Origin of the sequence: Streptomyces eurythermus (assembly GCF_014649115.1) — a bacterium.
Taxonomy (GTDB): Bacteria; Actinomycetota; Actinomycetes; order Streptomycetales; family Streptomycetaceae; genus Streptomyces; species Streptomyces eurythermus.
This window is the reverse complement of the sequence record NZ_BMSK01000034.1, coordinates 1-25,577: the sequence shown is the minus strand read 5'-3', so window position 1 is coordinate 25,577 and position 25,577 is coordinate 1. Positions and strand designations below refer to the sequence as shown.

Genomic DNA, 25,577 nt, shown 5'->3' with positions numbered 1-25,577 from the left:
GCGGCCTCCTTCGGTTGCGGTGGGGGATTCCCACGATTCCCCACGCGAGCGACGAATCGGATCGCCGTAGGCCGGACCGGGCGCCCGTACGCGCCGCCGGCTCAAGGCCCGGCCCCGCTCTCGTCCGGGCCGCTCACCACGGTGAGCAGGTCGTCCCGCGCGGCCAGGGCGTCCAGGGAGAGGGTGCGGTAGCCGACCTCGTCGAAGAGCACGGTGATGCGGTCGCCGTCCTCGCTCAGCACGGTGCCGCCGCCCCACTCTCCGTGCCGTACCGCGGCTCCCGGAGGATAGGTGCCGGCGTCCGGATGCCGCTCGGCGCGCGTCGGGTCGCTGTCGCCGCTTCCCGGCGCGTCGCACATGTCGCAGTTGCCGCAGGGGGCCTCGTACTCCTCCCCGAAGTAGCCGAGGAGGAAGCGCCGTCGGCAGCCGGTGGTCTCGGCGTACGCCCGTGCCATGTCCACGCGTGAGCGGTCCATGCGCTTGTGGGCCTCGGCGGTGTCCACGGCCCGGCGCACCGCGCGTGACGGTGTCGTGCCCCGGACCGGCCGGATGGCACCCGAGGCGTCCGTGACCAGGGCACCGGCCTCCTCCAGCAGGTTCACGGCCCGGGTGACCCGGGCGCGCGACATGCCGGTGTCCCGTCTCAGTCCGGCGAGGTCCGGTGGAGCGTCGCGGTGGGCGTGGACCGCCCGTACGACCGCGTCCACGGCCTCCGGGCGGGGCGTGCGGCTGCTGAAGTACGCCTGCATCCCCGTGTCCTCGGTGCGGTAGTGCAGTACGGCGAGGGCGGGCCGTCCGTCGCGGCCGCAGCGCCCGATCTCCTGGTAGTAGGCGTCCAGGGAGCCCGGCAGCGAGGCGTGCAGCACGAACCGCACGTTCTCCTTGTCGATGCCCATCCCGAAGGCCGAGGTGGCCACCACGACATCCAGACCGTCGGAGAGGAACGCCTCGTGGATCCGGCGGCGTTCGGCGGCGCGCAGGCCCGCGTGATAGGCGCCGGCCGCGAACCCGAGGGAGGCCAGCTCCGCGGCGTACGACTCGCTGTCCTTGCGGGTCGCCGCGTAGACGATGCCGGGCTTGGGAGCGGCCGCGGCGTCCTCGATGACGCGGGAGCGCCGTTCGTCGTCGTCCAGGTGGCGGTGCGCCTCGAGCCTGATGCCGGGACGGTCGAATCCGGTGACGAGCTGCCGCGGCCGGTCCATGCCGAGCCGTTCGACGATGTCCTGCCGTACCGGCGGCGCGGCGGTCGCCGTGAGCGCGAGCACGGGCGGGCGGCCCAGCCCGCGTACGGCCTGGGCCAGGCGCAGGTAGTCGGGCCGGAAGTCGTGGCCCCACGAGGACACGCACTGGGCCTCGTCCACCACGAAGAGGGAGGGGTGCGCCTCGGCCAGCCGCTGTACGACCTCGTCCTTGGCCAGTTGCTCCGGGGACAGGTAGACGTACCGCGCCGAACCCTCGCGCACCGCCGCCCAGGCGTCCTCGGTCCCGGCCGCGCCGAGGTCGGAGTTGACGGCGACGGCGCCCGGGCCGCGGTCGCCGCCGGGCAGTCCCGCGATCTGGTCCCGTTGCAGGGCCAGCAGCGGTGACACGACGACGACCGGCCCGGCCAGCAGCAGGGCGGGGACCTGGTACACGGCGGACTTGCCCGATCCGGTCGGCATGACGACCAGACAGTCCCGTCCCTCCAGCACCCACTCCATGGCGGTGAGCTGTCCGGGACGCAGGCCCTCCCAGCCGAACACCTCGGCGGCCGTCTCACGCAGCCGCCCGGCCCACCGGCCGCGGGCCGGTGGTCCTTCCCCGGTCATGGCGCACTCCTCGCTCGGTGGCAGGGCTGTTCCGGGTACCCCGGGCCGGTCCGGCGACGCGGGTGGGTCCGCACGCTCATGTGCTCAGCTGCCGCTGCAGCCAGTCGGCGGCGGCCCGGCGGAAGAGGCGGCGGTTGTCGGCGCGGAGGAACTCGTGTCCCTCGTCGGGCAGGGTGAGCAGTTCGGCGGTCACACCGCGTTCCCGGGCCGCCCGTACGAACTGCTCCGACTCCCCCGGCGGCACATTGGTGTCGTGCTCCCCGTGCACCGCGAGCACCGGTGCCCGCAGTGCGTCGATGCGGCTCATCGGCGACAGCGCCCGCAGCAGTTCACGGTCGCGTTCGGGATGGCCGTACTTGTGGGCCGCCGACTGGGCGATCCAGGGTTCGGTGCCCGCGAAGAACGTCGTGAGGTCCGACATGCCGCACACCGCGATCCCGGTGCGGAAGAGGTCCGGGTGCCAGACCAGGGAGGCGAAGGTCAGATAGCCGCCGTAGGAGCGGCCCATCACCGCCAGCCGGGCGGGGTCGGCCAGGCCGGCCAGCACGGCGTGGGCGGCGCAGTCCGCCACGTCGTCGATCGCGGCGAACCGCCCCCTGCCCAGGTCCGCGTCGACGAACGACCGGCCGTATCCGGACGACCCGCGGACGTCGGGTGCGAAGACGTCGACTCCTCGCCCGAGGATCTCGTGATACAGCGGGTCGAGCACGGGCCGTTCCTGGTCCTCGGGACCGCCGTGCAGATGGATCACGCAGGGCGCCGGTTCGCCGGGGGCGCGGCCCGGCGCGCGGTAGTACCAGCCGTGCAGCGGCAGCCCGTCCCGGGCGGTGGGGCTCAGGGGGACCGGCCGCACGGGCGGGCGGCCCGGGGGAACGGCGTCCTCGTCGCGTGACGACCACGGGGTGCGCACCGGGGTCGCCCCGTCGGGCAGCCACCAGATACCGGGGCGGCGCCGGGACCCGGACAGGGCCAGCAGCGGCCGGGGGCCGGCGGCCGTGACGCGGGTGACCACTTCGTGCGGCAGGGACACGGGCCGGGGCGGGACCGTGCCCGCCCCGGGCCGGGCGGCCGCGTCCCCGTTCCCCCCGGGCCCGCCCCGGAAGGACGCCCCCGCGTCCGGCCCCGGCCCGCCGGCCGCGCTCGTGTCCAGCACCTCCAGCTCGCTCACGCCCCTCACGTTCCAGGCGAGCACGGCGGAATCGCCGTCGCGGGCACGCCGCAGCAGCTCCAGGTCGCTGCCGTCCCGGGAGGCGGCGACCGACCAGCCGCGCGGGCGTCCTTCCGGGTCGAGCCCGGCGGCGAGCAGGACCGCGAACTCCCGGTGGGCGTCGCTGCGCAGCCAGAGGGTGTCCGCGCGCGGTGAGAAGCCGCCGATCCACGGGTCCCCGTCCGCCACCGGCATCACACAGGTGGGCTCCAGGTCAGCAATGCGCAGGACGACGGCCTCGCGCCGGCCGCGGGGCCCCCGGCGCAGCAGCGCGAGCGCGCCGTCCCGGCTGAGATCGCACACGCGGAGCGTCGCCGCGTCCTTCTCGACGGCGAGCAGCACGGGGGCGGCGACACCGTCGGGGTCGACGAGGTACGCCGACAGTCCGTCGCCGAATCCGGCTGCCGGGGCCGTCGTGCCGCCCGGTGCGCCGACCGCCGTGGTCAGCACCGTGAGCGCGGGCGAGGCCGGTCCGGGTCCGGGGGCCGTGTGGGGAGCCGGACCGAGGAGTTTCGTGTCACCCGTCCCCTCCGGCCAGTGGGCGGGCAGGCGGCCGTCGGCCGCGCCGGGGCCGTGCGCGCCGGCCTGTGCCGTGGTGTCCGGGCCCGGTTCGGCGGTGGGCACCGCGACGGTGACCGCGATCGCCGACCCGTCGTACGCCCAGCAGCCGAGGTGGGCGGAGCTGCCCGGCTCGGCCCCGGCGAGGATGTGCCGGTCGCCGCCGTCGGGGCGGACACACAGCACCCGTGTGTGCTCACCGCCGCCGGGGGCCGTGGTGTAGGCGATCCAGCGGCCGTCGGGCGACCAGGACACCTCGGTCACGGGGTCCGGTCCGTCGTCGAGCAGGTGCACGGCCTCGCCGTCGACGGGCCCCGTCCACAGCTGCGGTACGCCGCCCCGGTCGCAGATGAAGGCGACGCGTGTGCCGGACGGGTCGGCCGAGGGATACCAGCAGCCGTGCGCGATGAGCCGGGTCGTCGCCTCGCGCGGCCCGGAGGCGTCCGGCAGCGGGACGCGGGCGGGTGCGGCGAAGGCGGCGGTACGGCCGCCCGGGGCCGGCGAGACGGACCGCTTCGGGTGGGCGGCGGAGGGCCGCCCGGCACCGGCGGGGCCGATGTCGGGCGAGCGTGCCACGAGGGGCTCCCCGGTCAGATTCCGTGCGTCTGCAGCCATATCTCCAGCAAAGCCACTTGCCACAGTGCGTTCGCTCCGCGCTTGGTGCGGTGCCGGTCGGGGGCCGCCAGCAGTCGGGCGATGTAGGAGTCCTGGAAGACGCCGCGGCGCTTCGCCTCGGGGGCGCACAGCGCCTCGCGCACCCGCTCCAGGACGGGCCCGGCCATGTGGGTGATCGCCGGGACCGGGAAGTAGCCCTTGGGACGGTCGACCACCTCGCGGGGCAGCAGCTTGCGGCCGGCCTCCTTGAGGACGCCCTTGCCGCCGTCGGCCAGCTTCAGCTCCGGCGGGCAGGCAGCGGCCAGCTCGACCAGTTCGTGGTCCAGGAAGGGCACGCGGGCCTCCAGCCCCCAGTCCATCGTCATGTTGTCGACCCGCTTGACCGGGTCGTCGACCAGCATGACGTGGGTGTCGAGGCGCAGGGCGGCGTCGAGCGCCGTCTCGGCCCCCGGTGCCGCCATGTGCTCCCGGACGAACCGGCCGGAGACGTCGTCGGGCGGCAGCATGTCCGGTCGCAGCATGGTGGCGAGGTCGGCGTGCGACCGGTCGAAGTACGTCTCGGCGTACCGCTGCGGCTCCTCTTCGCGGGCCGCGGACGCCAGGCGCGGGTACCAGTGGTAGCCGGCGAAGACCTCGTCGGCGCCCTGCCCGCTCTGGACCACCTTGACGTTCTTCGACACCTGCTCGGACAGCAGGTGGAAGGCGACCACGTCATGGCTCATCATGGGCTCGCTCATCGCCGCGACCGCCGCGTCCAGGGCCGTCGACACGCGCTGCGAGGGGACCACGAACCGCTGGTGATCGGTGGCGAACTCCCTGGCCACCAGGTCGGAGTAGCGGAACTCGTCCCCTTCGTCGCCGCCCTCCGCCTCGAAACCCACGCTGAACGTCGCCAGGTCCCGCTGCCCCTCGTCGGCCAGCAGGGCCACGATCAGGCTGGAGTCCAGTCCCCCGGACAGCAGGACGCCGACCGGGACGTCGGCGACCATCCGGCGCCGTACGGCGGTGCGCAGCGCTTCCAGCACCGCGTCCCGCCACTCGGCGGCGCCCATGCCGGCGTGCTCGGGACGGCGGGTGTACGACGGCTGCCAGTAGCGGTGTTCCCGGTAGGTGCCGTCCGGCTCGACGACCCGCACGGTGGCCGGGGGGAGCTTGCGCACCCCGGCCAGCACGGTCCGGGGGGCGGCCACGGTCGCGTGCCAGCTGAGGTACTGGTGTACGGCGGCCGGGTCGAGGGAGGTGTCCACGCCGCCGGCCGCGAGCAGGGCGGGCAGCGAGGAGGCGAAGCGCAGCCGCCCCGGGGTCTGCGCCAGGTACAGGGGTTTCACGCCCAGCCGGTCGCGGCCGAGGACCAGACGGCCGGTGCGGTGCTCGACGAGGGCGAAGGCGAACATGCCGTAGAGACGGTCGACGCAGGCGGTGCCCCACTGCCGGTAGGCCGCGAGGAGGACCTCGGTGTCGGAGGTGGACTTGAACCGGTGGCCGAGGGCCGTCAGTTCCGCGCGCAGCTCCTGGTAGTTGTAGATGCACCCGTTGAAGACGCCGGTGATCTCCTGCCCGGTGTCGGTCAGGGGCTGTGCCCCGCGCTCGGAGAGGTCGATGATCTTCAGACGGCGGTGTCCCAGCGCGACGGCGTCCCGTGACCACACCCCCTCCCCGTCGGGTCCGCGGGCGGCGAGCCGGTCGTTCATCCGCTCAACGGCCGCCAGGTCGGGGCGGGTGCCGTCGAAGCGCATCTCTCCGCTCAGGCCGCACATCAGCAACGACCTCCCTGCCGCCCCTGCGGGTCGCACGGGGTGCGCGGCGGTGTGGTGCGCGACGGTATGGGGCCGGGACTGATCGACACGGTGGTACTTCTCCTTCACGACATCAGTGGGTAACGGGATGGGGCGAATGCGTGCGCATGGGGGTGCCGCGCGTGCTCAGCGGCCGGCGATTCCGGCCCGGCCGGCCCCGGAGGGGCGGGCGAGGGGCCGCCCGGGGGTGGTGAGGTTCCGGGCGGGAGCGGCGGGCCGGCGGCGCGGATGGGCATCGCCCCGGGTCTCCGCGATCGCCAGATCGGTGCAGGCGAGCAGGTCCTCCTCCTCGGCGGTGCGGCGCATGCGGTGGGCGGCGCTGCCGGCGGCCAGGGCCCGCTCCGCGAGGTCCCGGACCACGGGCCAGTCCCCGGCGGCCTCGAGCGCCGGGCGCACCCGTTCCAACAGGTGCCGCACGACCTGCGCGGCCGGCGCCTCGTGCCGGGTCTGGGGGTCGACCAGGACACCTTCCAGGCCCGACCGCGCGGCCCGCCAGGCGGCGGCGCGCAACCACTCGTGCCGTCCGTCGCAGCCGGGTGCGTCCGCCGCCTCCAGCCGCCCGAGGGCCTCGGTCACCAGGGCGCGGTAGAGCCCGGCGACCAGGACGACCGTTTCCGGCCGGGGACAGGCGTCGCAGATGCGCAGTTCGAGGGTCTGCTGGTGGGCGGACGGCCGGATGTCGTGGTAGATCATTCCGGCGTCGCTGATGACGCCCGAGTCGATCAGGGACCGCACGGCCGCGTCGTACTCGGCGGCGTCGGAGTAGCATCCCGGCGGGCCCGCGGTGGGCCACCGCTGCCACACCATGGTCCGCCAGCTGGCGTAGCCGGTGTCGGCGCCCAGCCAGAAGGGGGAGCTGGCCGACAGGGCAAGCAGGACGTGCAGCCACGGCGACACCTCGCACATGAGGCGTACGGCCAGGTCGCGGTCGGGCACGTCGACGTGGACGTGGGTTCCGCAGATCAGCTGCTCGTCGGCGACCATGCGGTATTCGTCGACCATGTGGCGGTAGCGGCGCCCGGCGGTCGGGCGGGTGTCCTGCGTGCGGGCGAGCGGCACGGTACCGGCGGCCACCACGGCCAGCCCGTGGGTGCTCGCCGCGGCGTCGAGCCTGCGTCTGGCACCGATCACGTCGTCGTACAGGCCGGCGAGGGACGCGTGGACACCGCTGTTCGTCTCGACGGCGGCCTGCTGCAGTTCGGTGGTGAAGGTGTCTGCGGGGAGCATTTCCAGCATGGCGTCGGCGCGGGGCGCGAGCAGGCCCGTCTCCACCTCGACGATGTGGAATTCCTCTTCCACTCCGATGCGAACGGTCACGGCACTCCTCAGGTGACGGGCAAACGCTGACTGCCTCAGCCCGGAATCGACCCGCCCCGCCGGTCCACCGGTACGGGGCTGTGCACCTCCGACTTCCCACCAGGCTCATTGCTAAGCAGGCCTGCTCCTCGGAGGGTGGGACTTCACAGATGAGCACCATCACCGGACGCGCAGGCGAGTACCTCAGCGCCACTTCGTGATCACGTCTGCGATGTCAGTCGCGCCCCCTACCGTGGCGCCATGGGATACGACGTGCACATCACCAGACGTACGCCGTGGTGGGAGGAAGAGGGCGAGCAGATCACCACCGAGGAGTGGGCGGCGGTGGTCGCCGCCGACTCCGATCTGGAAATGGTTCAGGTGGCCCGGGTTTCCCCGCGCGGCCAGGACGCGGTGCTGGAGTACCGGCACGAGTGGCCGGCCCAGATGACCACCCACCCGCAACGGGACGTTCAGGGTGCCTGGTTGGACTGGGGAGGCGGGCAGATCGTGGTGAAGAACCCGGACGAGATCCTGCTCGAGAAGATGCGAGAGATCGCGCGGCTACTGGGGGCGCGTGTCCAGGGCGAGGAGTGCGAGTACTACGACGAGTGAACACTGCCGGCCCACAGCGGGGACGGTCACCGGGTGACCAACGGGGGTTGTGTGGACTCCGCATGCAGCAGGCGGCCCCTCCCGCGGACAAGAAGGGCCGCCTGAGCACGGCCGTACCCACGCAGGCAGGCGGCTACGCGGGATCCAGCACGGGCTTCGCGGGGAGCCCGCCGTTCTTCTCGCAGCGCAGTTTCTTGGCCATGGCCAGCGAGAAGGAGTGGGCTACGGTTGCGTAGGCGTCCTTCAATGCCGCCACGTCGCCTTCGGGGGGGTTGGGCATGCCCCAGCGCCGCACGTTGATGGAGATGTGGGCAGGTCCCGCCAACTCGTTCAACCTGGAACCCCGGCACCCAAAAGGAATACGATTTCTGACGGCCGCTGCTAGACCTCCGGCCGGATCTTGCTTCCGATGTGGGCGAGACGGATCGTGCGTTCCTCCGGGACCAGACGGAAGTGGATGCGGCCGACGCCCGGGGTGAACCGGGCGTGCAGGTCGAAGGTGTGTGTCTTCCCGTCCAGGTCGGTGAAACGGCAGACGCGCTTGCGGGTCTCACCCTCCGGGGTCACCTTGGTCCGCCACTCGGGCTCGGCCATGGTCGCCGGGTCCCACGCCGCGACGGCTTCCTCCAGCCGTTCCAGGGCCCGCCGTACGGGTACCACCCAGTGCGGGCTCAGGTCGCGTAGCTGGTCCTCGACGCGCGGCAGGAACGCTAGGTGTGGGTAGAGGTCGGCCCGGCTATCCCAGATCCGCGAGCCGGTGGTGACCTGATCCCGGCGTGTTTTGCGGATCCACTCCAGGTGCCCGTCGAGATGCGGATCGGCGGACAGGTGCCGGACTTCGACGGTGTCGTGTCGCACGTCCAGTGCGCCGTCGTCGGCCTCGACGAGTTCGGAACGCTCCAGGGTGACGTGGTCGCTCTGCCACGGGCGGGCCACCGGGAGACTGACGGCGATGCCGTCCATGAAGTGCGCGGCGCCCAGCCCGAGGACGACCTCGCCGTCGTGGCGGTACTCCAGATGGTCGGTGGCGTCCTCCGCAGGGAAGACACTCCGCACCGGAGAGCGGCCCTGTAAGGCCCGCAGGCGCTGCCAGAGGACACGGTTGCGCGGGCTGGCACCGATCCACTTGTTGATGGGATATCCCTCGACGATCTCCAGGGCCTTGACGTCGACCTCGCTCACGAGGGTCGCGCCTCCTTCGGCCGCGGCGGCACGGACGACGGCCACGAAGTCGGCCATGGCCCGCTCGGCCCGCGCCGGGTCGCAGGCAGTCCCCCAGGACTTCTCGTTCAGAAACAGCAGTGGCACGCTTTCCTCTCCCCTGTATCGTCCCGTGCCGTCAGTCCAACAGCTGGTCGAGCGAGTTCTCCCACTCGTCGAAGAAGCCCTCGGGCCACTGCTCGAGCATGCCGTCCTTGTCGATGCGCGGGGTGACGACCTCGGTGCCCGCCCCGTTGCCGCTGAAGTAGTGCACGACCGTGTCCTTCGGATGGAGGACGCCCCGTTTCACGGCGATGCGGACGCCGTTCAGCACGTGGTCGCTGTGCGACTCGACGATCAGCTGGGCACCGGTGGCGGCGGCCGCGGACAGCAGTGCCGCCATCCTGCTCTGCCCCTTCGGGTGCAGATGGGCCTCGGGGTTCTCCAGCAGGATCAGGCTCTCGGGCGTCGCGGTGAGGCAGGCGACCACGACGGGCAGCGCGTAAGTGAGACCGAACCCGACGTTGGTGGGACGCCGTCGGCGAGTGGCGTTGATACCCGCAGTGCCACCGAAGCCGTAGGAGAGGCGGACCGAGTCGGTACCTTCGATGGGGTGTGTCTCGATGTTGACACCCGGACACAGCTCCTGCATCCAGGCGATTGCCTGGTCCAGGAGCTGGGGAGAGGTGGCGCCGCGATGCCGGAGCGGCCCCTCGGGCACCTCCATGGGCACGTCCTGGTCCGTGTGATGACGCAGGTAGTTGATGGTGTGTTCACCGCGTACGCCGAGGAACCCGCGTGCGACGGCGATCTGATGGGAGCGGGGGTAGGTGACCGCCGGGGTGATGCGGTCGGCGTGCAGGTACTGGAACGGCTGCTCGGCCAAATGCGAGCGGACCGATCCCTCCGCCAGCGGCATGACGTCACGGTCAGGGTGGCGGATGTCGTACGCGGCGGCCCAGGTCCGCTGCTCTCCGTCCTCCTCGATGACGAAGCCGACGAGCGGCTCGCGGACGGCGGGGAGTTCTTCCACCGGTCCGAAGTCTTCGTGCAGGACGTCCTGTGCGGTGCCCAGGGTCACCAGGTCACCGTTGAGCAGCAGCCCGCCCCCGGCACGTTTGGCCCGGGTGAGCATCTGCGTCTCGTACGACTGCCGCAGCAGTCCCAGCGCCTGCAGGACGCTGCTCTTGCCTGAGGAGTTGAGACCGGTGAGAAGCGTCAGCGGGCCGAGGGGGAGTTCCAGACGCCGGAACGCCTTGAAGTTGATCAGAGTGATGCGATTGATCACTGCCCGGCCCCGCTCCGTCCCTCTCTGAGCACGTTCTCCAAGAGTTCCTTGACCGCGTCAAACCGCTTGCGTACCTTCCTGGCATCACCGGTGCCCACGGAAATGGCCCGTTCGAACTCCACGTCCTCCATGAGATCCGCGAAGGCGTCGAGGACGTCGGTCTGCCGCAGTGCCTCGCGGTCGTCGTCACCAAGGCTCGCGAGATTGACGGCGACCGTTTCGAAGAGCGCCTTGTTGATGGGTGACTTGCGCTGCTGGTTTCGACGGTACTTCCGGAAGGCATGGTGGCCGAAGATCTCCTCGGCCGCGACCATCGCCGTGAGGAACTCGGTCCGCAGCCGGTTCTCCTCCGCGCTGTCGAGACGGTTCACCTGATGCATCGCCTCGGCGAGGAACGCGTCGAAATCGCCGGGCTTGTATGCGTGCGGGGAGGTCATCCGGAAGGCCAGGAAGCGCAGGACCATCTCCCGGTCGGCCATCCGGTCGCCGACAACGCTGTAGCCAGTGGCCCGCCGGAACTCCTCGGTCTCCGCGAGCTCCGCGAGGAGCGTGCGCGCCCGGCCCGAGATGAGCGCATGCCGGATCTCCTGCCGGGTGAGGGGCTCGCCTCCGGTGTTGATTCGCGCGAAGACATTGAACATCACCGGTTCGGGGGTACCGCGCCGGATGACGTGGACGACCACCTCGGTCTCACGCAGCCGGATCTGGAGTTTCCCGGACAGGTTCGCGAAGCCCGTGTCCTCGAAGTTGCGCAGGTACTCGAGGCCCGTCAGTTTCAGCGGGTCAGCGCCGACCGCCTCAGGCTCCACGAAACGAGCGATGGACGTGAGGCGCTGGATGCCGTCGACGATGGCCCAACTGCCGTCCTTCTTCTCGGCGGCGTAGAAGGACGGGATAGGGATGCGCAGCAGCAGGGACTCGATGAGGCGGGATTGCTTGCCGTCCGTCCAGATGCCCGCCTTGCGCTGAAAGTCCGGGGCGAGGTCGATCATCTCGTTGCGCAGCCGGGACAGCAGCAGGTCGACGGTCGTCGTCCGGGTGTCGATGTCGATGTGCTCGGGGTCGAAGGGAGAGGTGATCTGCTCGATCACCACATCCTCGGTCTCCTCGCGCTCGATGTCGGTCGGCCGGCCGTCGGTGGTGACCTCCACGGAGAACAGTGGAGATTCGACCTCCCCGGCATCGGCCGCAGCGTCCTGATACCGCTCGAACACCGACCGCTGGTCCCGTGTACGCCCCTGGCTGTCCTCCAAAGTCGCCATGTCGTCTTGCCGCCCTCCCCCTGGTACCCAGCGATACCTTCTGTCCGCTCCGATCTCTCTTCACCTTACCGACGTTGATCCCGCGGTGACGGACAATCGGTCACAGTACGCGCATGCGGGGGGTGACGACGGATTGAAATGCGGTGGCGCCTGGTCCGGTACCGACCCCGTGTTCGCCGGAGCCGCGCCGGGCAGCCCCCCGACGGCACGGCCCAGGACCGCCCGCAGGGGCGGAAAGACGGCCGCGACGCTGAACACTCCCGCGAGGACGAGGATCTCCGTGGCAGCTCCCGCGTCCGGGAGTACCTCCGCCCCGGTGAACAGGGCCGCGGCCGCCGCGAGCCACCCGACCCAGCGCAACAGCCGGTTCGGCAGCGGCTCTTCCGTGGTACCAGCCGCGCCGTCCGAGGAGGGCGCGTCTGTCAGCAAGTGCGCCCCGACGACGACAAGGCTGTCGCGGCTGTTCCGCGGACGGCAGCTGTGGCGCAGGGTGTTGGAGATCAGACGGGCCAGTTCACACACGGCCGTCTCACGGTCTGCCCCCTCGGAGAGGAGGTAGCGCTCGTTCTGCTGGGTGAGCGCCGCGATCAGCCGTTCCGTATCCTGACGGACTTTCTCCCGCGCAGCGGCCGGCGCCTCACGCGTGAGGTGCCGGGCTTGCGTATGCAGGGCATGGCACAGCCGGCGGAAGGCCTTGCCGTGGCTGTCGAGAGCGGAGTCCTGGAAACGCCGTTCCACCTCTCCCTGCAACAGCAGCTCCAGGAACAGTGCCGCTCTCGTCGTCACCTGGCCCGCCGGGTCGGAGACGTCCGTGGCCCGGTCGTCGGCGGCCATGAGAGCGATGGACACGACGCCGAACACCGCGAGGGCCGCGAAGACCTTCAGCGAGACGGCCGTGCCCCCTTCGGGCGTGGGTCTCAACGGCCAGAAAGGTGCGAGGACGATGAGGAGGGGCACCACCTGGAAGGGCGCGGAGGCGCATCGACCGGCGACGATGCGGTGCCACCGGTCGACGAGCTGCTCCTTGTCCGGCCGGTCCTGCTCCGGTACGCCCCGCTGCTCGATTTTCTCGAGGAGCATGTCGACGCGCCTCTCGCAGGCTCCACGCCGGATGCGTCTCGCCGGCCGGAACCAGTAGACGGCGCGCCCGGGGACGCGGCTGCGTGTGGACCACAACATGCCGATCCACAGGGCCTCGAACAGGGTCCAGGTGGTCCAGTAGAAGGAAAGCTCCTTGAATGCCGTCCAGGTCATACACGGCAGCGTGCCAGACGGCACTGACAGCCGCCCAAGGACGACTTCGCACCAGACCGTCTTGGTGTATGGGGCCGCACACGTCGTCTCCCAGTGGCTGGCCAGCGCCTCGACGTGGAGCAGGCCACGCCCGGAATCCGTCTCGGGGAAGCCGACGAAAGGGTGCCGGATATGGGCGGGCGGCGGTCGATGCGTGCGTTCGTCAGCCCAATACGGAGTGCCGCCGGGTCGTCCTGGTAGAGGGACATACGGAAGACCCGCCCCTTCACCCGGCCGTGTCGTACCGCGTTCGCGGCGAGTTCGGCGATGAGGAGCGTCGCCGTGTGGTTGTCATCGGTGTCGTACGGCCATCCCCAGCCGTGGAGCTGCTCGGCGGCGAGGCGGGTGCCTCTGGCGGCGGCCGAAAGGTGGATGCTGAAGTGGTCAGAGGTCACTTTCACAACCGGTGGCCTGCTGACGGCCGAAGTCCGTCCGGCCCGTACGCCGCCGCCCCTGGCGCGGCGACGGCCGGAGGCCGGCGGCGTGGCCCACCCCGGCGGCGTCGCGGCTGCTACACGGGCCGCTGGCGCATCGAAGGGGGCCTGCTGCTCACCGCCGTGGCGGTCCGGGGCCGGGGCTCCGGTGGGGGTGGGGAACGGGCCCGCGTGGCCGTGGAGGGCGAGGACGCGGCTGCCGTCACCGCCGGAGCTCCCGCGAGGGCTCCGGGCGCGGTCCGGTGACCACCCCGGAGAGCCGCCGCCTGGCCGCGCCCCGGTCCGTACCCCGCCTCCCCTCAGCCCGCCGGACCGGAGTCCGACGGCCGGACCCGCCTCAGGTTCTGAGGACCACCGTCCGCCCGTCCGAGCCGGTGGTCAGGGTCTCCTCGGACCGCTTGCCCCGGCGGAACTCCTGCGGGCTGACGCCCCTTTCCCGCTTGAACGCGGCGCTCAGCGCGAACGGCCCCGAATAACCCACCTGTTGGGCGATGTTGGCGACGGTCAGGTCCGGGTCGCGCAGCAGTTCGGAGGCGAGCGTCAGTCGCCATCCGGTCAGGTAGGACATCGGCGGCTCGCCGACGAGTTCGGTGAAGTGCCGGGCCAGCACCGCCCGGGAGACCCCGACGCAGGCCGCGAGCGAGGCGACCGTCCACGACTCACTCGGCCGTTCGTGCAGCAGCCGCAGCGCCCGTCCCACCACCGGGTCGCTCTGCGCCCGGAACCAGAGCGGCGCGCCCGTGCCCGGCTCCATGAGCCAGGAGCGCAGGACATTGATGAGCAGCAGGTCGAGCAACCGGTCGAGGACGACCTCCTGGCCGATGTCCTCCTTGTCCACCTCGGCGGCCAGCATGCCGATCAGCGGGGCCCGTGCGGCCGAGGCGGGTTGGACGAGCAGCGCGGGCAGGCTGGCCAGCAGTCTGCGCCCTACCTCGTTGGGCGCCTGGTAGGTGCCGCTGAGCATCACGGTGGACCCGGTGCGGTGCGGTTCACCCCAGGTGCGCACGCCCAGGGACATCACCTCGGTGACGTCCTCGCCGTCAATGGTGTTGCAGCGCTGCTCGGGGTCGACGGTGATGCCCGGCGGCGTCGAGGGGTCGTCGACGAGCGTGTACGGCTCGGGGCCGCGCAGGACCGCCACGTCCCCCGCCGCGATCCGCACCGGGTCGGCCCCCTCGCGGAGCACCCATGCCGAGCCGTGCAGAATGGTGACCAGCGACAGGGGCGCGCGGTCCTCGATGCGCAGTCCCCATGGGGGGCTGAACACCGATTTCAGCAGAAAGGCGCCCCGCGCCTTGGGGCTTTCCAGCAGACCGCTGAGCGTGTCCACAACCTTCACCTCGCACCGTCTCACCGTCGTTTCTCGCGGGGCGCGCTCGGCCCCGGCCGTGCCCCTCCCGCCCCGGGAGCCGCGCCGTCGGGCGGCGCGGCTCCCGGAAGGAGGCGCGACCGTGGGGGTCCAGGCTTCCGTGGGGAGTTCCGGACCCGCCGTGGTTCCCGTGTCCAGTGTGTCAACGGTCCCGGTGCCACGTCCGGTTGTCGCGACGGTCACTGGGTCCGCAGGGCCGTCCACCGCCGCGCCGTGCCGCCCAGCAGTGTGAGAGCGCCCAGGCAGGCTGCCGTACGGACCGCGTTGGCCCGGCGCCAGGGGCTCTCGTATGCCTTCCTGGCCGCGGCCAGGGCGGCGGCCGACGTACCAGAGGCGGTGCGCAGCCGGCGGTTCAGGGGCCACGGCCGGTGCGGTGGCCGGCCGACCGGGTAGCCCAGGTCCGGCGGACACCGCGGTGGGACACCGTTCCGTCAGACGTCCCAGACGCCGGTGGCCGCGGCCTCCTTGGCGTAGTCCGCGAAGTCCTTGGGCTCCCGCCCGAGCGCTTCCCTGACGCCGTGCACAAGGCTGGCGTTGCGGCCGTCGACGATGAGGGTGAAAAGGTCCGCGAACTCCTCCGGCTCGCCCAGCTCGCGCAGCGCCGCGCGGTAGTCGTCGGCGCTGACCGGGATGTAGGTGATGGTCCGGCCAGTGGCCGCCGACAGCTCACGGGCCACGTCGTGGAAGCTCAGCAGTCGCGGGCCGGACAACTCGTAGGTCTTGCCGATGTGCCGGTCGTCGATGAGGGCGGCGACCACCACGTCGGCGATGTCGTCGGCGTCGACGAACGGCTCGACGGCGTCGCCGGTAGGGAGCGCCAGTTCGCCCGAGCGGACCGGGTCGAGGAAGAAGCTCTCGCTGAAGTTCTGGTGGAACCAGTTGGCGCGTACGACGGTCCAGTCGCAGCCGGACGCCTTGAGGCCGTCCTCGCTGGCGACGGCGCCCTCCTCTCCCCGGCCGGAGAGCAGCACCAGGCGGCGGACGCCCCGCTCCACGGCGAACGCGGCGAACCGCTCGACGGCTTCCTTCGCGCCGGGGAAGGCGAGGTCCGGATAGTAGGTCACGTAGGCGGCCAAGACCCCGTCGAGCGCGGCCTCCCAGGTGCTCTCGTCCTCCCAGACGAAGGGGATCTCGCTGCTGCGCGAGCCGCTCCGGGCCGGGCGACCGAGTCCCTGCAAACGCTCGACGACCCGCCGTCCGGTCTTACCGGTGGCGCCGATGACGAGGATGGGCGCGGTGTTCTGTCCTTGAGTGCTCATCGCTTCATTGAATTCTCCGCGCGGCAGACGGTACATAGTTCACCGGCTCGCATTCATACGCGATCGTCTCGATTCGCGAGCGCGAGACGTAGGTCCGCACGACCCCGGTCCGGGTCGCTCTTCGAGCCCTGCAGCTGTCACAGTTCCGGATCAGCGTCTCTCCGCTGCCGCATTCCCGTATGCGTCGGGGCAGCTGAACCGGACACGCGACGGAGGAGGAGTCGGTCGTAAAGTCCCCGTGCCGACCGCCGCCCCCCTGCCTTCGGCCCGGCCGAACGCGGCGTCCGGGCGAAGTACGCGCGGGATATTGACACTTGCCGTACGCGCTGGCTTCATGAACCAGTGATTGGGAGCGCTCCCACTCCTTTCTGTCTCCACACCCTGAACCACCGCGCCGCAGCACGAACTCCCCCTGCCCACCGCACGGAAGGAACGTCCGTTGCGCCTGCTCTCCTTCCTCACCCCCCGAAGACCGTCCGCGCCCCCCTCAGCGGCTCCGGAGAGCCGCCCGGCAGCCCCGGCCGGTGTCCGACGCTCCCGGCTGGTGGGTGCGTGGGGAGCCACGGTCGCCGTCATCGCCGGCCTGCTGCTGCCGTCGGCCGCATCCAGCCCCTCCTCCGCCGCGCCGGCCGCCTTCAACTACGGCGAGGCGCTCCAGAAGTCGCTCTGGTTCTACGACGCGCAGCGGTCGGGGAAGCTCCCGGACGGCAACCGTGTCTTCTGGCGCGGCGACTCCGCCCTCGGTGACGGCAAGGACGTCGGTCTCGACCTCACCGGCGGGTGGTACGACGCCGGGGACCACGTCAAGTTCGGTCTTCCCATGGCCTTTTCCGCCACCCTGCTCGCCTGGGGCGGCATCGAGCAGAAGTCCGCCTACGCCGCCTCCGGCCAGCTCCGGTACCTCCAGGACAACCTGCGCTTCGTCAACGACTACTTCATCAAGGCGCACCCGTCCGCGAACGTGCTGTACGGCCAGGTCGGCAACGGCGCCGACGACCACAAGTGGTGGGGGTCGGCCGAGGTCATGCCGATGGCACGGCCCGCGTACAAGATCGACGCTCCGTGCCCGGGCTCCGACCTGGCGGGCCAGACCGCCGCGGCCATGGCGTCGTCCTCCATGGTGTTCGCCGACAGCGACCCGGCGTACGCGAGCGAACTGCTCACCCACGCCAAGCAGTTGTACGCGTTCGCCGACGCCTACCGCGGCAAGTACAGCGACTGCATCACCGACGCGCAGGCGTACTACAACTCCTGGAGCGGCTACAACGACGAGCTGGTCTGGGGTGCCGTCTGGCTGTACAAGGCGACCGGTGACACCGCGTACCTGGCGAAGGCCGAATCGGCCTACGACAAGCTGTCGACCGAGCCCCAGACGACCACCCGCTCCTACCGCTGGACGCTCTCCTGGGACGACACCTCCTACGGCTCCTACGTGCTCCTCGCCCAGCTCACCGGGAAGCAGCGGTACGTCGACGACGCCAACCGCTGGCTGGACTGGTGGACGGTCGGTGTCAACGGGACCAAGGTGCGCTACTCGCCCGGCGGGCAGGCGGTCCTCGACAGTTGGGGATCGCTGCGGTACGCCGCCAACACCGCGTTCGCCGCGCTGTCGTACTCCGACTGGCTGACCGGCGACCCGGTACGCAAGGCCCGCTACCACGACTTCGCGGTCCGGCAGATCGACTACGCGCTCGGCGACAACCCGCGCAAGTCCAGTTACGTCGTCGGCTTCGGCGCGAACCCGCCGACGAAGCCGCACCACCGCACCGGTCACGGCTCGTGGACCGACCAGCTCACCAACCCCGTGGACAACCGGCACATCCTGTACGGCGCGCTGGTCGGCGGGCCGAGCGCGGCGGACGACGCGTACACCGACGACCGGTCCAACTACGTGAACAACGAGGTGGCCACCGACTACAACGCGGCCTTCACGGGTGCCCTGGCCCGTTTGTACGCCGAGTACGGCGGCAGCCCGCTGGCCGGCTTCCCCCAGGCCGAGAAACCGGACGGGCCCGAGATCTCGGTCCAGGCGTCCGTGAACGCCTCGGGCCCTGGCTTCACCGAGATCAAGGCGTACCTGGTCAACAAGTCGGCGTGGCCCGCACGCGCGCTGACGCACGCTTCCCTGCGCTACTACTTCACCCTCGACGGCGGGGTCACGCCCGACCGGATCAGCACCAGCACAAACTACAACCAGTGCGGCAAGGTGACCGGTCCGACGCACTTCGAGGGTGACGTCTACTTCGTCACCGTGGACTGCTCCAACACGGTGATCGCTCCGGCGGGCCAGTCGGCCTACCGGAAGGAGGTGCAGTTCCGCATCACCTCGGCCGGGGCGTGGAACCCTGCCGACGACTGGTCCTACCAGGCGATCCCGACGACGCCGGGCAGTACACCGGTGGACGCGCCGCACATCGTGCTGGCGGAGGGTGCGGACACACAGTGGGGAGCGGAGCCCGACGGCACCACGCCGACGCCCACACCCACTCCCACTCCCACACCTACTCCCACTCCCACGCCCACGCCCACGCCCACGTCCCCCTCGACCCAGTGCGCCGTGACCTACACCGTCACCAGCGCGTGGAACGGTGGCTTCACCGCCGAGATCGGTGTGCGGAACACCGGTACGGCGGCGGTCAGCGGCTGGCGGCTCGGGTTCTCGTTCAAGGGCGCCGAGAAGGTGACGAGCGCCTGGAATGCCACCGTCTCGCAGGCCGGATCCGACGTCACCGCGGCGAACGTCGCGCACAACGCCACGATCCCGCCGGGCTCCAGCGCGAGCTTCGGATTCCAGGGCACGGGCACCCCCGCCGGGACACCCGCGGCCTTCACACTGAACGGGAAGGACTGCGGCTGACCGGTGGTCTGTCGATGTCGGGCGGTCATGGCAGCACGGCCAATAGGCGTGATCGCCATGACCGCTCGTGGCCCGTACCCACCGGCGCCGGAACTCTCGCCAGTACCTACGCATCCGGGCCGAGCACGGCATCGGCCCACTCGAAAAGCCACGGCGCACCGCCGCCGCACTCCGCGGCAGGCTCGGCGAGCTCGCTTCCGACAAGGATCCGGCCGCCGACGTACCAGTAGCTGACCCTCGTCCTCCCGGGAGAAAGTCACGGGCGTGGTCATGTCGGCCCCCTTCTCGCTCGCGAGCTCGTCGACCTTCACCTGGTGGACCGGTGCTCCCTGGAAGCGGAACGACCGTGCCTCTACTGGACGTTGTCCGTTTCTCGCACCGGCGCGGCCACCGGGGCTGCCTCGGCCTTCGGCCCGGTGTCGGCCCCGGCCCCTCAGCCGACCGTGGGACGCATCCGTGACGCGACGACGAGCGTAAGGACGACGACCACGGCCATGGCCAGGAAGACATCGGAGCAGGCCGAGCCGTGGTGACCGGAGTAGAGGGGGTTGAGGGCGTCACCGCCGTCCTGCTGCCTGACGGACACGAGTACGCCGAACACCGCGGGCCCGGTACCGCCCCGAGGAACTGGGCCCCTGGAGGATTCCGAGCCCGACACCGACCTGTTCGGAGGGCAGTTCGCTCGCCGCCGCGCCGATGATGGTGGTCATCACGAGCATGAAGCCCATGCTCAGCCCGAGGATCCCGGCACCGGCGAAGACCACCGAGGAGCCGCCGGTGAAGGACGAGAGGAACAGCGAGAACAGCCCCATGAGGCCCAGGCCGGAGAACACCAGGGGAGGCGTGCCGACGCGGCCGGCGAGGCGCCCGCTCCACGGCGAGAGAAGGGCGGTCACGACTCCGGCCGGGATCATGACCAAGGCGCCTTTGCCGGGGCAGAGTTCGTCGACCTTTACCAGCAGCAGCGGAACGGACACCAGACCGCCGAGGTTGACGGCCATGGCCAGGAACGCGACGAGGACGCCGGTCCGGTGGACGCGGTTGGTGAACAGCGATGGCGGGACGAACGGCTGGTGGGCGATGGCTCGGATCGCTCGGCGCGGATGACTCGCTCCGCTCTGACGGACGCGGTGGCCGCCGGGGCCCGCGGCTCGGAACCGCGGGGCGCGGCACCCGCGTTCATCGGCCTACGCCTCGCGGGGTCGGGTTCGGTCGTCGCTGTCGCCTGGCTGTACCGCGCGTCCGGCGGTAGCGGCCGGACGCCGGCCTGAGCCTCGTACACCCGCGCGGATGTGCTGGGGCTTCCCGCCGGCCGTAGAGTTCAGACGCCCTGATCAATCACCTGGAGGAGGAACACCCGCATGCGGGCAGGCGCGATAACCAATGCCGTGGCTGCGCTGCTGGTCGTCGGCATCGGCACTGGAGCGACAGCGTGCGCGAGCGGTTCGGGGGCGGACTCACCCGTCCCGAATGCGTCGCCAAGCACGCCAAGGAGCAAGCCCGCGCCGTCTCGCCGGACGCCGACTCACCGGACAGCGCAAGAGAGTCCTTCACCGAACCCAACGGACGCCTCTCCGGCTCCTTCATCCTCACGGCCGGCGGCACCCAGTCCGTCCACACCGCAACGCGTGGTCCCCTCCTCCGGCGGCAGCCCCACAGAGTGGCCGAAGAATGCCACGGTGGAGGAGCTCCGTACCATGCGACCGGGCGTCGACCGGCCGAAGTCCTCGGGTGAGACTCAATGCGACTGGCTGCGTGAGCAGGGTATAGCGTGCTGATTCCCTTGTGACAGACCCGAACGGCACTGCGGGCGCTCGACGACCTCCCCTGCGGCAGCCGCACTGCGGTGAACGCGGCTTTCATGGCGAGGTGGATCACGGCTTCCGAGCGGGCGGGCAGCGTCTCGTAGTCGCGGGCCAGGCGGCGGTGGAGCATCAGCCGGCCACATGTGCGCTCGATCGCCCAGCGTTTCGGGACCGGGGTGAATCCTCTGGTGCCGGGGTGCGTTGGACGACTTCCATGTCGATGCCGGGGGTGGCGGCGTGCTCGGCGTGATGGTCATCCCGACCGAGTACGACAGCCACCGCCCGCGCTTCGCGAGCCAGGCGACGAAGGCGTGGGGGCCGCCCGCCGGAGTCGCCGCGGATCAGGGTCTGCCGTCCCCGCCGGTACTGTTTTCGGCAGCTGGGCCAGGGCCAGCCGGGCGGCGGTGATGTGGTCGGCGGCGGCGCTGGAGCCCGCGTCACCCGGCCGCAGCAGGCCCACCACCGGCTCCCCGGACCCTCCGCGGCCCTGGGCGACGAACCCCATCAGCGGATGGTGGCCGAAGGACTTCTTCCAGGTCGCCGCCTCATCCTGCTTCTCGGAGCGGGCCAGGACGAGGACGCCGTCCAGGTCTACGATCACCTGTCCGCCGGTGTCCGGCGCCGCGTCACCGGCCGGCTTCCACACGTGCTCGCGCACGTTGGCCCGGGCAGCGCGGAGGGCTGTCAGGGCCCGTGTCCCGCCGGCGGCGAGGGTGTCGACGAGCCGGGAGACGGTCGGGTCGGAGGCCACCGGCCCGAACACCGCCGACTCGGCCCGCAGCATGGCGACATCGCGCCAGGCAGCCCCCGCCCAACGCCACCGCGAGCGCCACATTCAGCAGGACCTTGCCCGGATCACGCACCGCCCGCGGTTTGCGCCACGGCGTCAGGGCTGCGGATATCGCCTGGTCCAGGCCGGTCTTGCGGACCGTCTCGACCAGCAGCACGGCCCGGCCTGGGAGACCACCGACCGCCCCGCCGCCCTCGACGCGGACATGTACGAAGTGCCCCGCGGCAGGGGAAGCGGTCACAGAGACCAACCGCTTCAGTGGACATGCCGAAGGGAGCCTCCCGGGTGGGCGTGGTGCCCGTGGAGGCCCCCTTCAGCGGTGGGTTGGAGTCAGTGGCTGGTGAGTTCACGCCGGCGGTCCCCCAGGCGGCGGTCGGACCGGCCCAGCAGGCCGTCGTCGTACTGGTCAGCCAGGCGGTCGACCTACCCTGCGAACCGCCGATGGGGACCGCCCGGTGGGCGCCGCGCCGTGATCGGCGCCTGCGGCGAGCCTCACCAACCGGGTGCGGCGTTCGTCAGCTCAGTGAGCCTTTTCCACCCTCAGGTTGAGGCGTGACGAAGGGTGGGGGTGGTCTTCACGATGGCGGTGGCCCGGGTGGTGCTACAGCGGAGTTTCCGCGGGAGGCGTCAGCCCTTCAGGGCGGCCATGGCTTGCTCGCCGAGGCAACGGATTCCGGCCTGGGTGCTGTTGTGCCGACGTTGCCGCAGCTTGAGACGCAGGCCGCGGACGGGCGCCCGGGTGGTGCCGCCGGCGCCTCGATACGCCTCGTCCGTCCAGCACTTCGCCTCCGCGTCGCGGGGGGTGTAGTCACCGGCAGAGCCCTTCTTGTGGCGAGCGCCGGGAACGGTGGGTGGGCACGACACGTCACGGCCCGCGCGTCTGCTCACCCGGTGAAACCGCCCGGGGCGCAAGCCTGCATGTCCCGTTCGGCCGACGGCGCACCCGCCGCCGCGGCGGAACGGGAAGCAAGACGGACACACGGCACCGTCCCCACGGCATCCCGGGAACACCATGAACGGACACCGGAGCAGATCCGACGACCGGCGCCTCCGCCCCGGAAGCATGGGCGACCGGACCTCCGAGGCTCGCGAACGGGCCACGCGCGTGAAGCCCCCAGTCCCGCACCGAACCGTAACCACGCAGGCGTTCCTGCCCGACTCCGACTTCCGGCGCTCCGCCCTGCTCCTGGACCGCCGCCGCCTGGGCAAGCAGCGGGTCGAGGCGCTCCGGGCCCTGCGCGGGCTGACGGTGCCCGGCTACGGCCGGCGCAGGCACCCGGCCGTGCGGATGCGGTGCGGCTACGAGGAGGCCCTGGTCCGCTACGGGCTGGAGATCTGCCGGGTGTGGCGGGAACAGGGGTCCCAGGACAACTGCGCCACGTCACTGGTCACCCGACGACGCCGGCACCCACCCCGATGCTCGCGTGCGCGACCAGGCCGCTCCCCTGTGCGGGGAACTGCCGTCCACCGGGGCCACCAGTCAGCGCTCGTCCGGGGACCCGGAGACGGTGGCGGATCCGTTCCCCGGCGCCCCGACGATTTGCCCCGCTTATGGCCTGGCCGGGTCCGTTCACTGACAGGCAACACCCGGTGCGCCGACAGCAACATCGCCCACCTTCCCGTTCCTTACGCTCGGCTGACCTGTTGCCACGGGAAAGGACGGCGATGAAGCGCAAGACGACGGCATGGGTACTGCCCACGCTGCTGGTGGCATTGAGTGTGGTGGGTTCCGGGGCACCGACCTCTGCCCACAGCGAGCGGGCCGCCGCGGCCCCCACCACGGCGGTCCCCACCACGGCCGTTCCCCCCACGGCGGTCGGCCCCCAGTACGACACCACGCACGTCTACGTCACCCCGGGCGACGTGGACACCTTTGTCGCGAGCTGGGAGGCGACCTTCGGCGGCACGCACACCGCGAAGGTCGTCACGACCGTCACTCCCACGCCCAGCAGCACCGAGTCCCAGCTGGTCCATTCGCCCGTCGGTACCCTGTCCGTCTTCGACTTCAAGACGCCCGTCCCGTATCCGTTCGGCACCGAGCGGACGGGCTGGCTCGTGAGCGACCTCGACCGGAGCGTCCGGCAGGCCCGCCAGAGCGGGGCACGCGTCGTCGTGGCACCCTTCGACGATCCCATCGGACGCGACGCGGTCGTCCAGTTCCCCGGGGGCGTCAACGCCCAGCTCTACTGGCACACCAAGGCCCCGTCATACGCGCCGTTGAAGACCGTGCCGGACAACCGCGTCTACCTGACGCCCGACTCGGTGGGCGAGTTCCTCGGCGCCTACCTCCGGTTCACCGGTGGCCGGATCGTCTCCGACCAGTGGGCGGCGGACGCCGGTGACATCGGTCTGCCCGGCCGGACGTACCGGCGCATCGCGATCCGCTCCCCGTTCGGCAACACTGTCGTCAGTGTCACCGACGGCCACCTTCCCTACCCGTTCGGCCGCGAGACCACCGGCTACGCGGTGGACGACCTCGCGGACACACTGCGCAAGGCCGAGGCGGCGGGCGCGAAGGTGCTGTGGGGCCCGTACACCGCCGGGGGCCGTTCCACCGCGACGGTGCGGTTCCCAGGCGGATACATCGCCGAACTGCACACGGCCCACTGACGTCCGCCCGACCTCACCCGCGCGGCCGGCCCACGCGGGCGCGTTCCAGCGAACACGGCCGGACCGGACGGACAGAGCACTGGCTGGAGCGGGGCGGGAGCCGGGGCTCTCACGGAGGCGGTCGGCGCGAGCTCGCGGCCTGGGCGTGTCCGGCAGTAGCCGTCGCGGGGCACGCCAGGTCCGAAACAGCTGCCGGACGGTGAGGCCGGCGATGAAGGGGTAGCGGTAGCGACGATCGCCGGGGGTGAAGAGTTCTCGCAGGCAGTCGGCGCAAGGCGCCGCGTCCGGCGGGACTTGGCGCACCGGCAACGGAAACCTCCTTGCCACACCACCCTCCCCCACGGTCCCCGACCGAGCCGAACCCGGTGACCTCTACCGCAGGGCCTGCCGTGACGCCGCCCCCTTCCTGGCCGGCCACCCGCTCCCCGATCAGCCGCTCGCGCTGCCGGACCTGGCGCCCTACCTCCAGGCACTCCCCGACGCCCGGACGCCCGCCGAAGTCAGCGCCCTCACCCGCCAGTTGGTCGCCTCCACCGCTCCCGTCCCCGACCACATCGCCGGCCACTTCGTCACCCTCGCCCTCCGGGCTGGCACCGAGCACCAGCCCCCCGGTCGGTGCGCCTGCTACGCCAGGCCGCCCAGAACATCCGCCCCGCGGTTACCGCATCATCAGCCCCGGCCGCGCCCGGGGCCGGACCGCGCCGCTGACGTTGCTCCGGCCACTCTCCCGCCCGCTACTACTGGAGAGGCTGTGTCTCACCGGCGGGAGCTGTCCGACTACTGGGCTAGCAGCAGATCAGCAACGCGTTGGGTCATCTTCTCCCCTGCGTGCTGCTTGATGAGTCCTTCCTTAGCAGCCGCTCGAATCTGGACCGCGGTACCGTCCGCAGCATCACGAGTCACGACAACCGTGACTACTACCGGATTCAGTGCCGCGAACCCTCCTCCGGCCAAAGCACCAAGCGTCACGTGATTTTCACCGGCTTCGACCAGCCCCGGGTTCACACCGCGCGCAACCGCGGCGAGGGCCGCGCGGACTCGCTCCAGAGCGGAAGCGAAGGTAACTGGCAGTTGCAGATCAACTTTGTGGATGTCCTTCGGAAGAAGCCTGGCGCCAAGCTGTGCACCAAAACGGCCGCCGCTGCCGCCGTACTCTTCGCCAAGCGCTCCGAGAGCCTCCTCCAGGAGCCTGTCCTCAGAGTGGTCCTGCATTTGACGCGTCCCCTCGCGTAACCCGCCTATCCAGGCGGTGATACCCGCTGGATGAAGTCCCGAAGCACCGTCTGCGCCATGGCGCCATTGCGGCGCTGGCCGCAAAGCGAGATCAAGGGCTCCAGGTTCAGGGGCTTCATACGCGAGCCAACGGGCCCTTAGCCGGGTCACGGCCAGACAGACTTCGGCCTCATACATCTAACGAGCTGGTGCGTGATAGCGATGGAGTCGTGTTTGCCTGATCGGAGTCGTGCTCACGTGTTGGCGGTGCGGTCGGAGACGAGGCCGGCGATGGCCCGGTAG

The 25,577-nt window shown here is 71.2% G+C and carries 18 protein-coding genes and 3 pseudogenes; 4 read left to right on the top strand and 17 right to left on the bottom strand.

Annotated features, from left to right (window positions below; genetic code table 11):
* Positions 1–101 precede the first annotated feature (101 nt).
* The 4 genes from IE251_RS38765 to IE251_RS38750 form a co-directional block, all read right to left on the bottom strand.
* Positions 102–1,808, bottom strand: a complete 1,707-nt coding sequence (locus IE251_RS38765; protein WP_189757644.1) for a RecQ family ATP-dependent DNA helicase — start codon at positions 1,806–1,808, stop codon at positions 102–104.
* 76 nt (positions 1,809–1,884) lie between these two features.
* A complete protein-coding gene (locus tag IE251_RS38760) occupies positions 1,885–4,188 on the bottom strand; it encodes a prolyl oligopeptidase family serine peptidase (RefSeq protein WP_189757643.1) in 2,304 nt (767 codons plus the stop codon).
* Positions 4,164–5,945: an N-acetylglutaminylglutamine amidotransferase gene (locus IE251_RS38755; protein WP_189757642.1), complete on the bottom strand. Its 1,782-nt coding sequence runs from the start codon at positions 5,943–5,945 to the stop codon at positions 4,164–4,166. Before IE251_RS38755 ends, IE251_RS38760 begins: the two co-directional genes overlap by 25 nt.
* Before the next feature lie 165 nt (positions 5,946–6,110).
* Positions 6,111–7,301 (bottom strand): carboxylate-amine ligase, encoded by a 1,191-nt coding sequence (locus tag IE251_RS38750; RefSeq protein WP_189757641.1) that lies wholly within the window; start codon positions 7,299–7,301, stop codon positions 6,111–6,113.
* Positions 7,302–7,541: 240 nt separating this feature from the next.
* On the opposite strand from IE251_RS38750, the gene IE251_RS38745 reads away from it, so the two are divergent.
* Entirely contained in the window at positions 7,542–7,895 is a 354-nt protein-coding gene (locus IE251_RS38745; protein ID WP_189757640.1) for a hypothetical protein, read from the top strand.
* A 133-nt stretch (positions 7,896–8,028) separates the two neighbouring features.
* On the opposite strand, the gene IE251_RS41850 is transcribed toward IE251_RS38745, so the two are convergent.
* The 7 genes from IE251_RS41850 to IE251_RS38715 all read right to left on the bottom strand — a co-directional run bounded on the left by IE251_RS41850 (position 8,029) and on the right by IE251_RS38715 (position 16,000).
* Positions 8,029–8,151 carry a hypothetical protein gene (locus tag IE251_RS41850; protein ID WP_267925267.1) on the bottom strand — a complete coding sequence of 41 codons (123 nt, stop codon included), beginning with the start codon at positions 8,149–8,151 and terminating at the stop codon, positions 8,029–8,031.
* 125 nt (positions 8,152–8,276) lie between these two features.
* Positions 8,277–9,203, bottom strand: coding sequence for a hypothetical protein (locus IE251_RS38740; RefSeq protein ID WP_189757639.1), 927 nt, complete (start codon positions 9,201–9,203; stop codon positions 8,277–8,279).
* Between the two features lie 31 nt (positions 9,204–9,234).
* Positions 9,235–10,383, bottom strand: coding sequence for an AAA family ATPase (locus IE251_RS38735; protein ID WP_189757638.1), 1,149 nt, complete (start codon positions 10,381–10,383; stop codon positions 9,235–9,237).
* Positions 10,380–11,597: a DUF262 domain-containing protein gene (locus IE251_RS38730; RefSeq protein ID WP_229897133.1), complete on the bottom strand. Its 1,218-nt coding sequence runs from the start codon at positions 11,595–11,597 to the stop codon at positions 10,380–10,382. The genes IE251_RS38735 and IE251_RS38730 overlap by 4 nt, the downstream gene beginning before the upstream one ends.
* A gap of 108 nt (positions 11,598–11,705) precedes the next feature.
* Positions 11,706–12,899 carry a hypothetical protein gene (locus IE251_RS38725; RefSeq protein ID WP_189757636.1) on the bottom strand — a complete coding sequence of 398 codons (1,194 nt, stop codon included), beginning with the start codon at positions 12,897–12,899 and terminating at the stop codon, positions 11,706–11,708.
* 810 nt (positions 12,900–13,709) lie between these two features.
* A complete protein-coding gene (locus IE251_RS38720; RefSeq protein ID WP_189757635.1) occupies positions 13,710–14,702 on the bottom strand; it encodes an AraC family transcriptional regulator in 993 nt (330 codons plus the stop codon).
* 470 nt (positions 14,703–15,172) lie between these two features.
* Positions 15,173–16,000, bottom strand: coding sequence for an NmrA family NAD(P)-binding protein (locus IE251_RS38715; protein ID WP_189757634.1), 828 nt, complete (start codon positions 15,998–16,000; stop codon positions 15,173–15,175).
* Positions 16,001–16,544: 544 nt separating this feature from the next.
* Between IE251_RS38715 and IE251_RS38710 the strand changes: the two genes are divergently transcribed.
* Positions 16,545–18,857 carry a glycoside hydrolase family 9 protein gene (locus IE251_RS38710; RefSeq protein WP_229897132.1) on the top strand — a complete coding sequence of 771 codons (2,313 nt, stop codon included), beginning with the start codon at positions 16,545–16,547 and terminating at the stop codon, positions 18,855–18,857.
* A gap of 433 nt (positions 18,858–19,290) precedes the next feature.
* Here the strand turns inward: IE251_RS38710 and IE251_RS38705 are convergent, their stop codons facing one another.
* The 4 genes and pseudogenes from IE251_RS38705 to IE251_RS38690 form a co-directional block, all read right to left on the bottom strand.
* A complete protein-coding gene (locus IE251_RS38705; RefSeq protein ID WP_189757633.1) occupies positions 19,291–19,443 on the bottom strand; it encodes a hypothetical protein in 153 nt (50 codons plus the stop codon).
* Positions 19,415–19,939, bottom strand: coding sequence for an MFS transporter (locus IE251_RS38700; protein WP_268253365.1), 525 nt, complete (start codon positions 19,937–19,939; stop codon positions 19,415–19,417). Before IE251_RS38700 ends, IE251_RS38705 begins: the two co-directional genes overlap by 29 nt.
* A 781-nt stretch (positions 19,940–20,720) precedes the next feature.
* Positions 20,721–20,905: pseudogene (locus IE251_RS38695) on the bottom strand (IS5 family transposase); the annotation flags it as partial.
* A gap of 1 nt (position 20,906) precedes the next feature.
* A pseudogene (locus tag IE251_RS38690) lies at positions 20,907–21,693 on the bottom strand (transposase); the annotation flags it as partial.
* A 771-nt stretch (positions 21,694–22,464) separates the two neighbouring features.
* Between IE251_RS38690 and IE251_RS38685 the strand changes: the two are divergent.
* Positions 22,465–23,121: an MSMEG_6728 family protein gene (locus IE251_RS38685; RefSeq protein WP_373302110.1), complete on the top strand. Its 657-nt coding sequence runs from the start codon at positions 22,465–22,467 to the stop codon at positions 23,119–23,121.
* Positions 23,118–24,062 carry a VOC family protein gene (locus IE251_RS38680; protein WP_189757631.1) on the top strand — a complete coding sequence of 315 codons (945 nt, stop codon included), beginning with the start codon at positions 23,118–23,120 and terminating at the stop codon, positions 24,060–24,062. The genes IE251_RS38685 and IE251_RS38680 overlap by 4 nt, the downstream gene beginning before the upstream one ends.
* Before the next feature lie 213 nt (positions 24,063–24,275).
* Here IE251_RS38680 and IE251_RS38675 read toward each other — a convergent pair.
* Together IE251_RS38675 and IE251_RS38670 are read right to left on the bottom strand one after the other, a co-directional pair.
* Positions 24,276–24,365: pseudogene (locus IE251_RS38675) on the bottom strand (hypothetical protein); the annotation flags it as partial.
* 474 nt (positions 24,366–24,839) lie between these two features.
* Positions 24,840–25,274: a hypothetical protein gene (locus IE251_RS38670; protein WP_189757630.1), complete on the bottom strand. Its 435-nt coding sequence runs from the start codon at positions 25,272–25,274 to the stop codon at positions 24,840–24,842.
* Between the last annotated feature and the right edge of the window lie 303 nt (positions 25,275–25,577).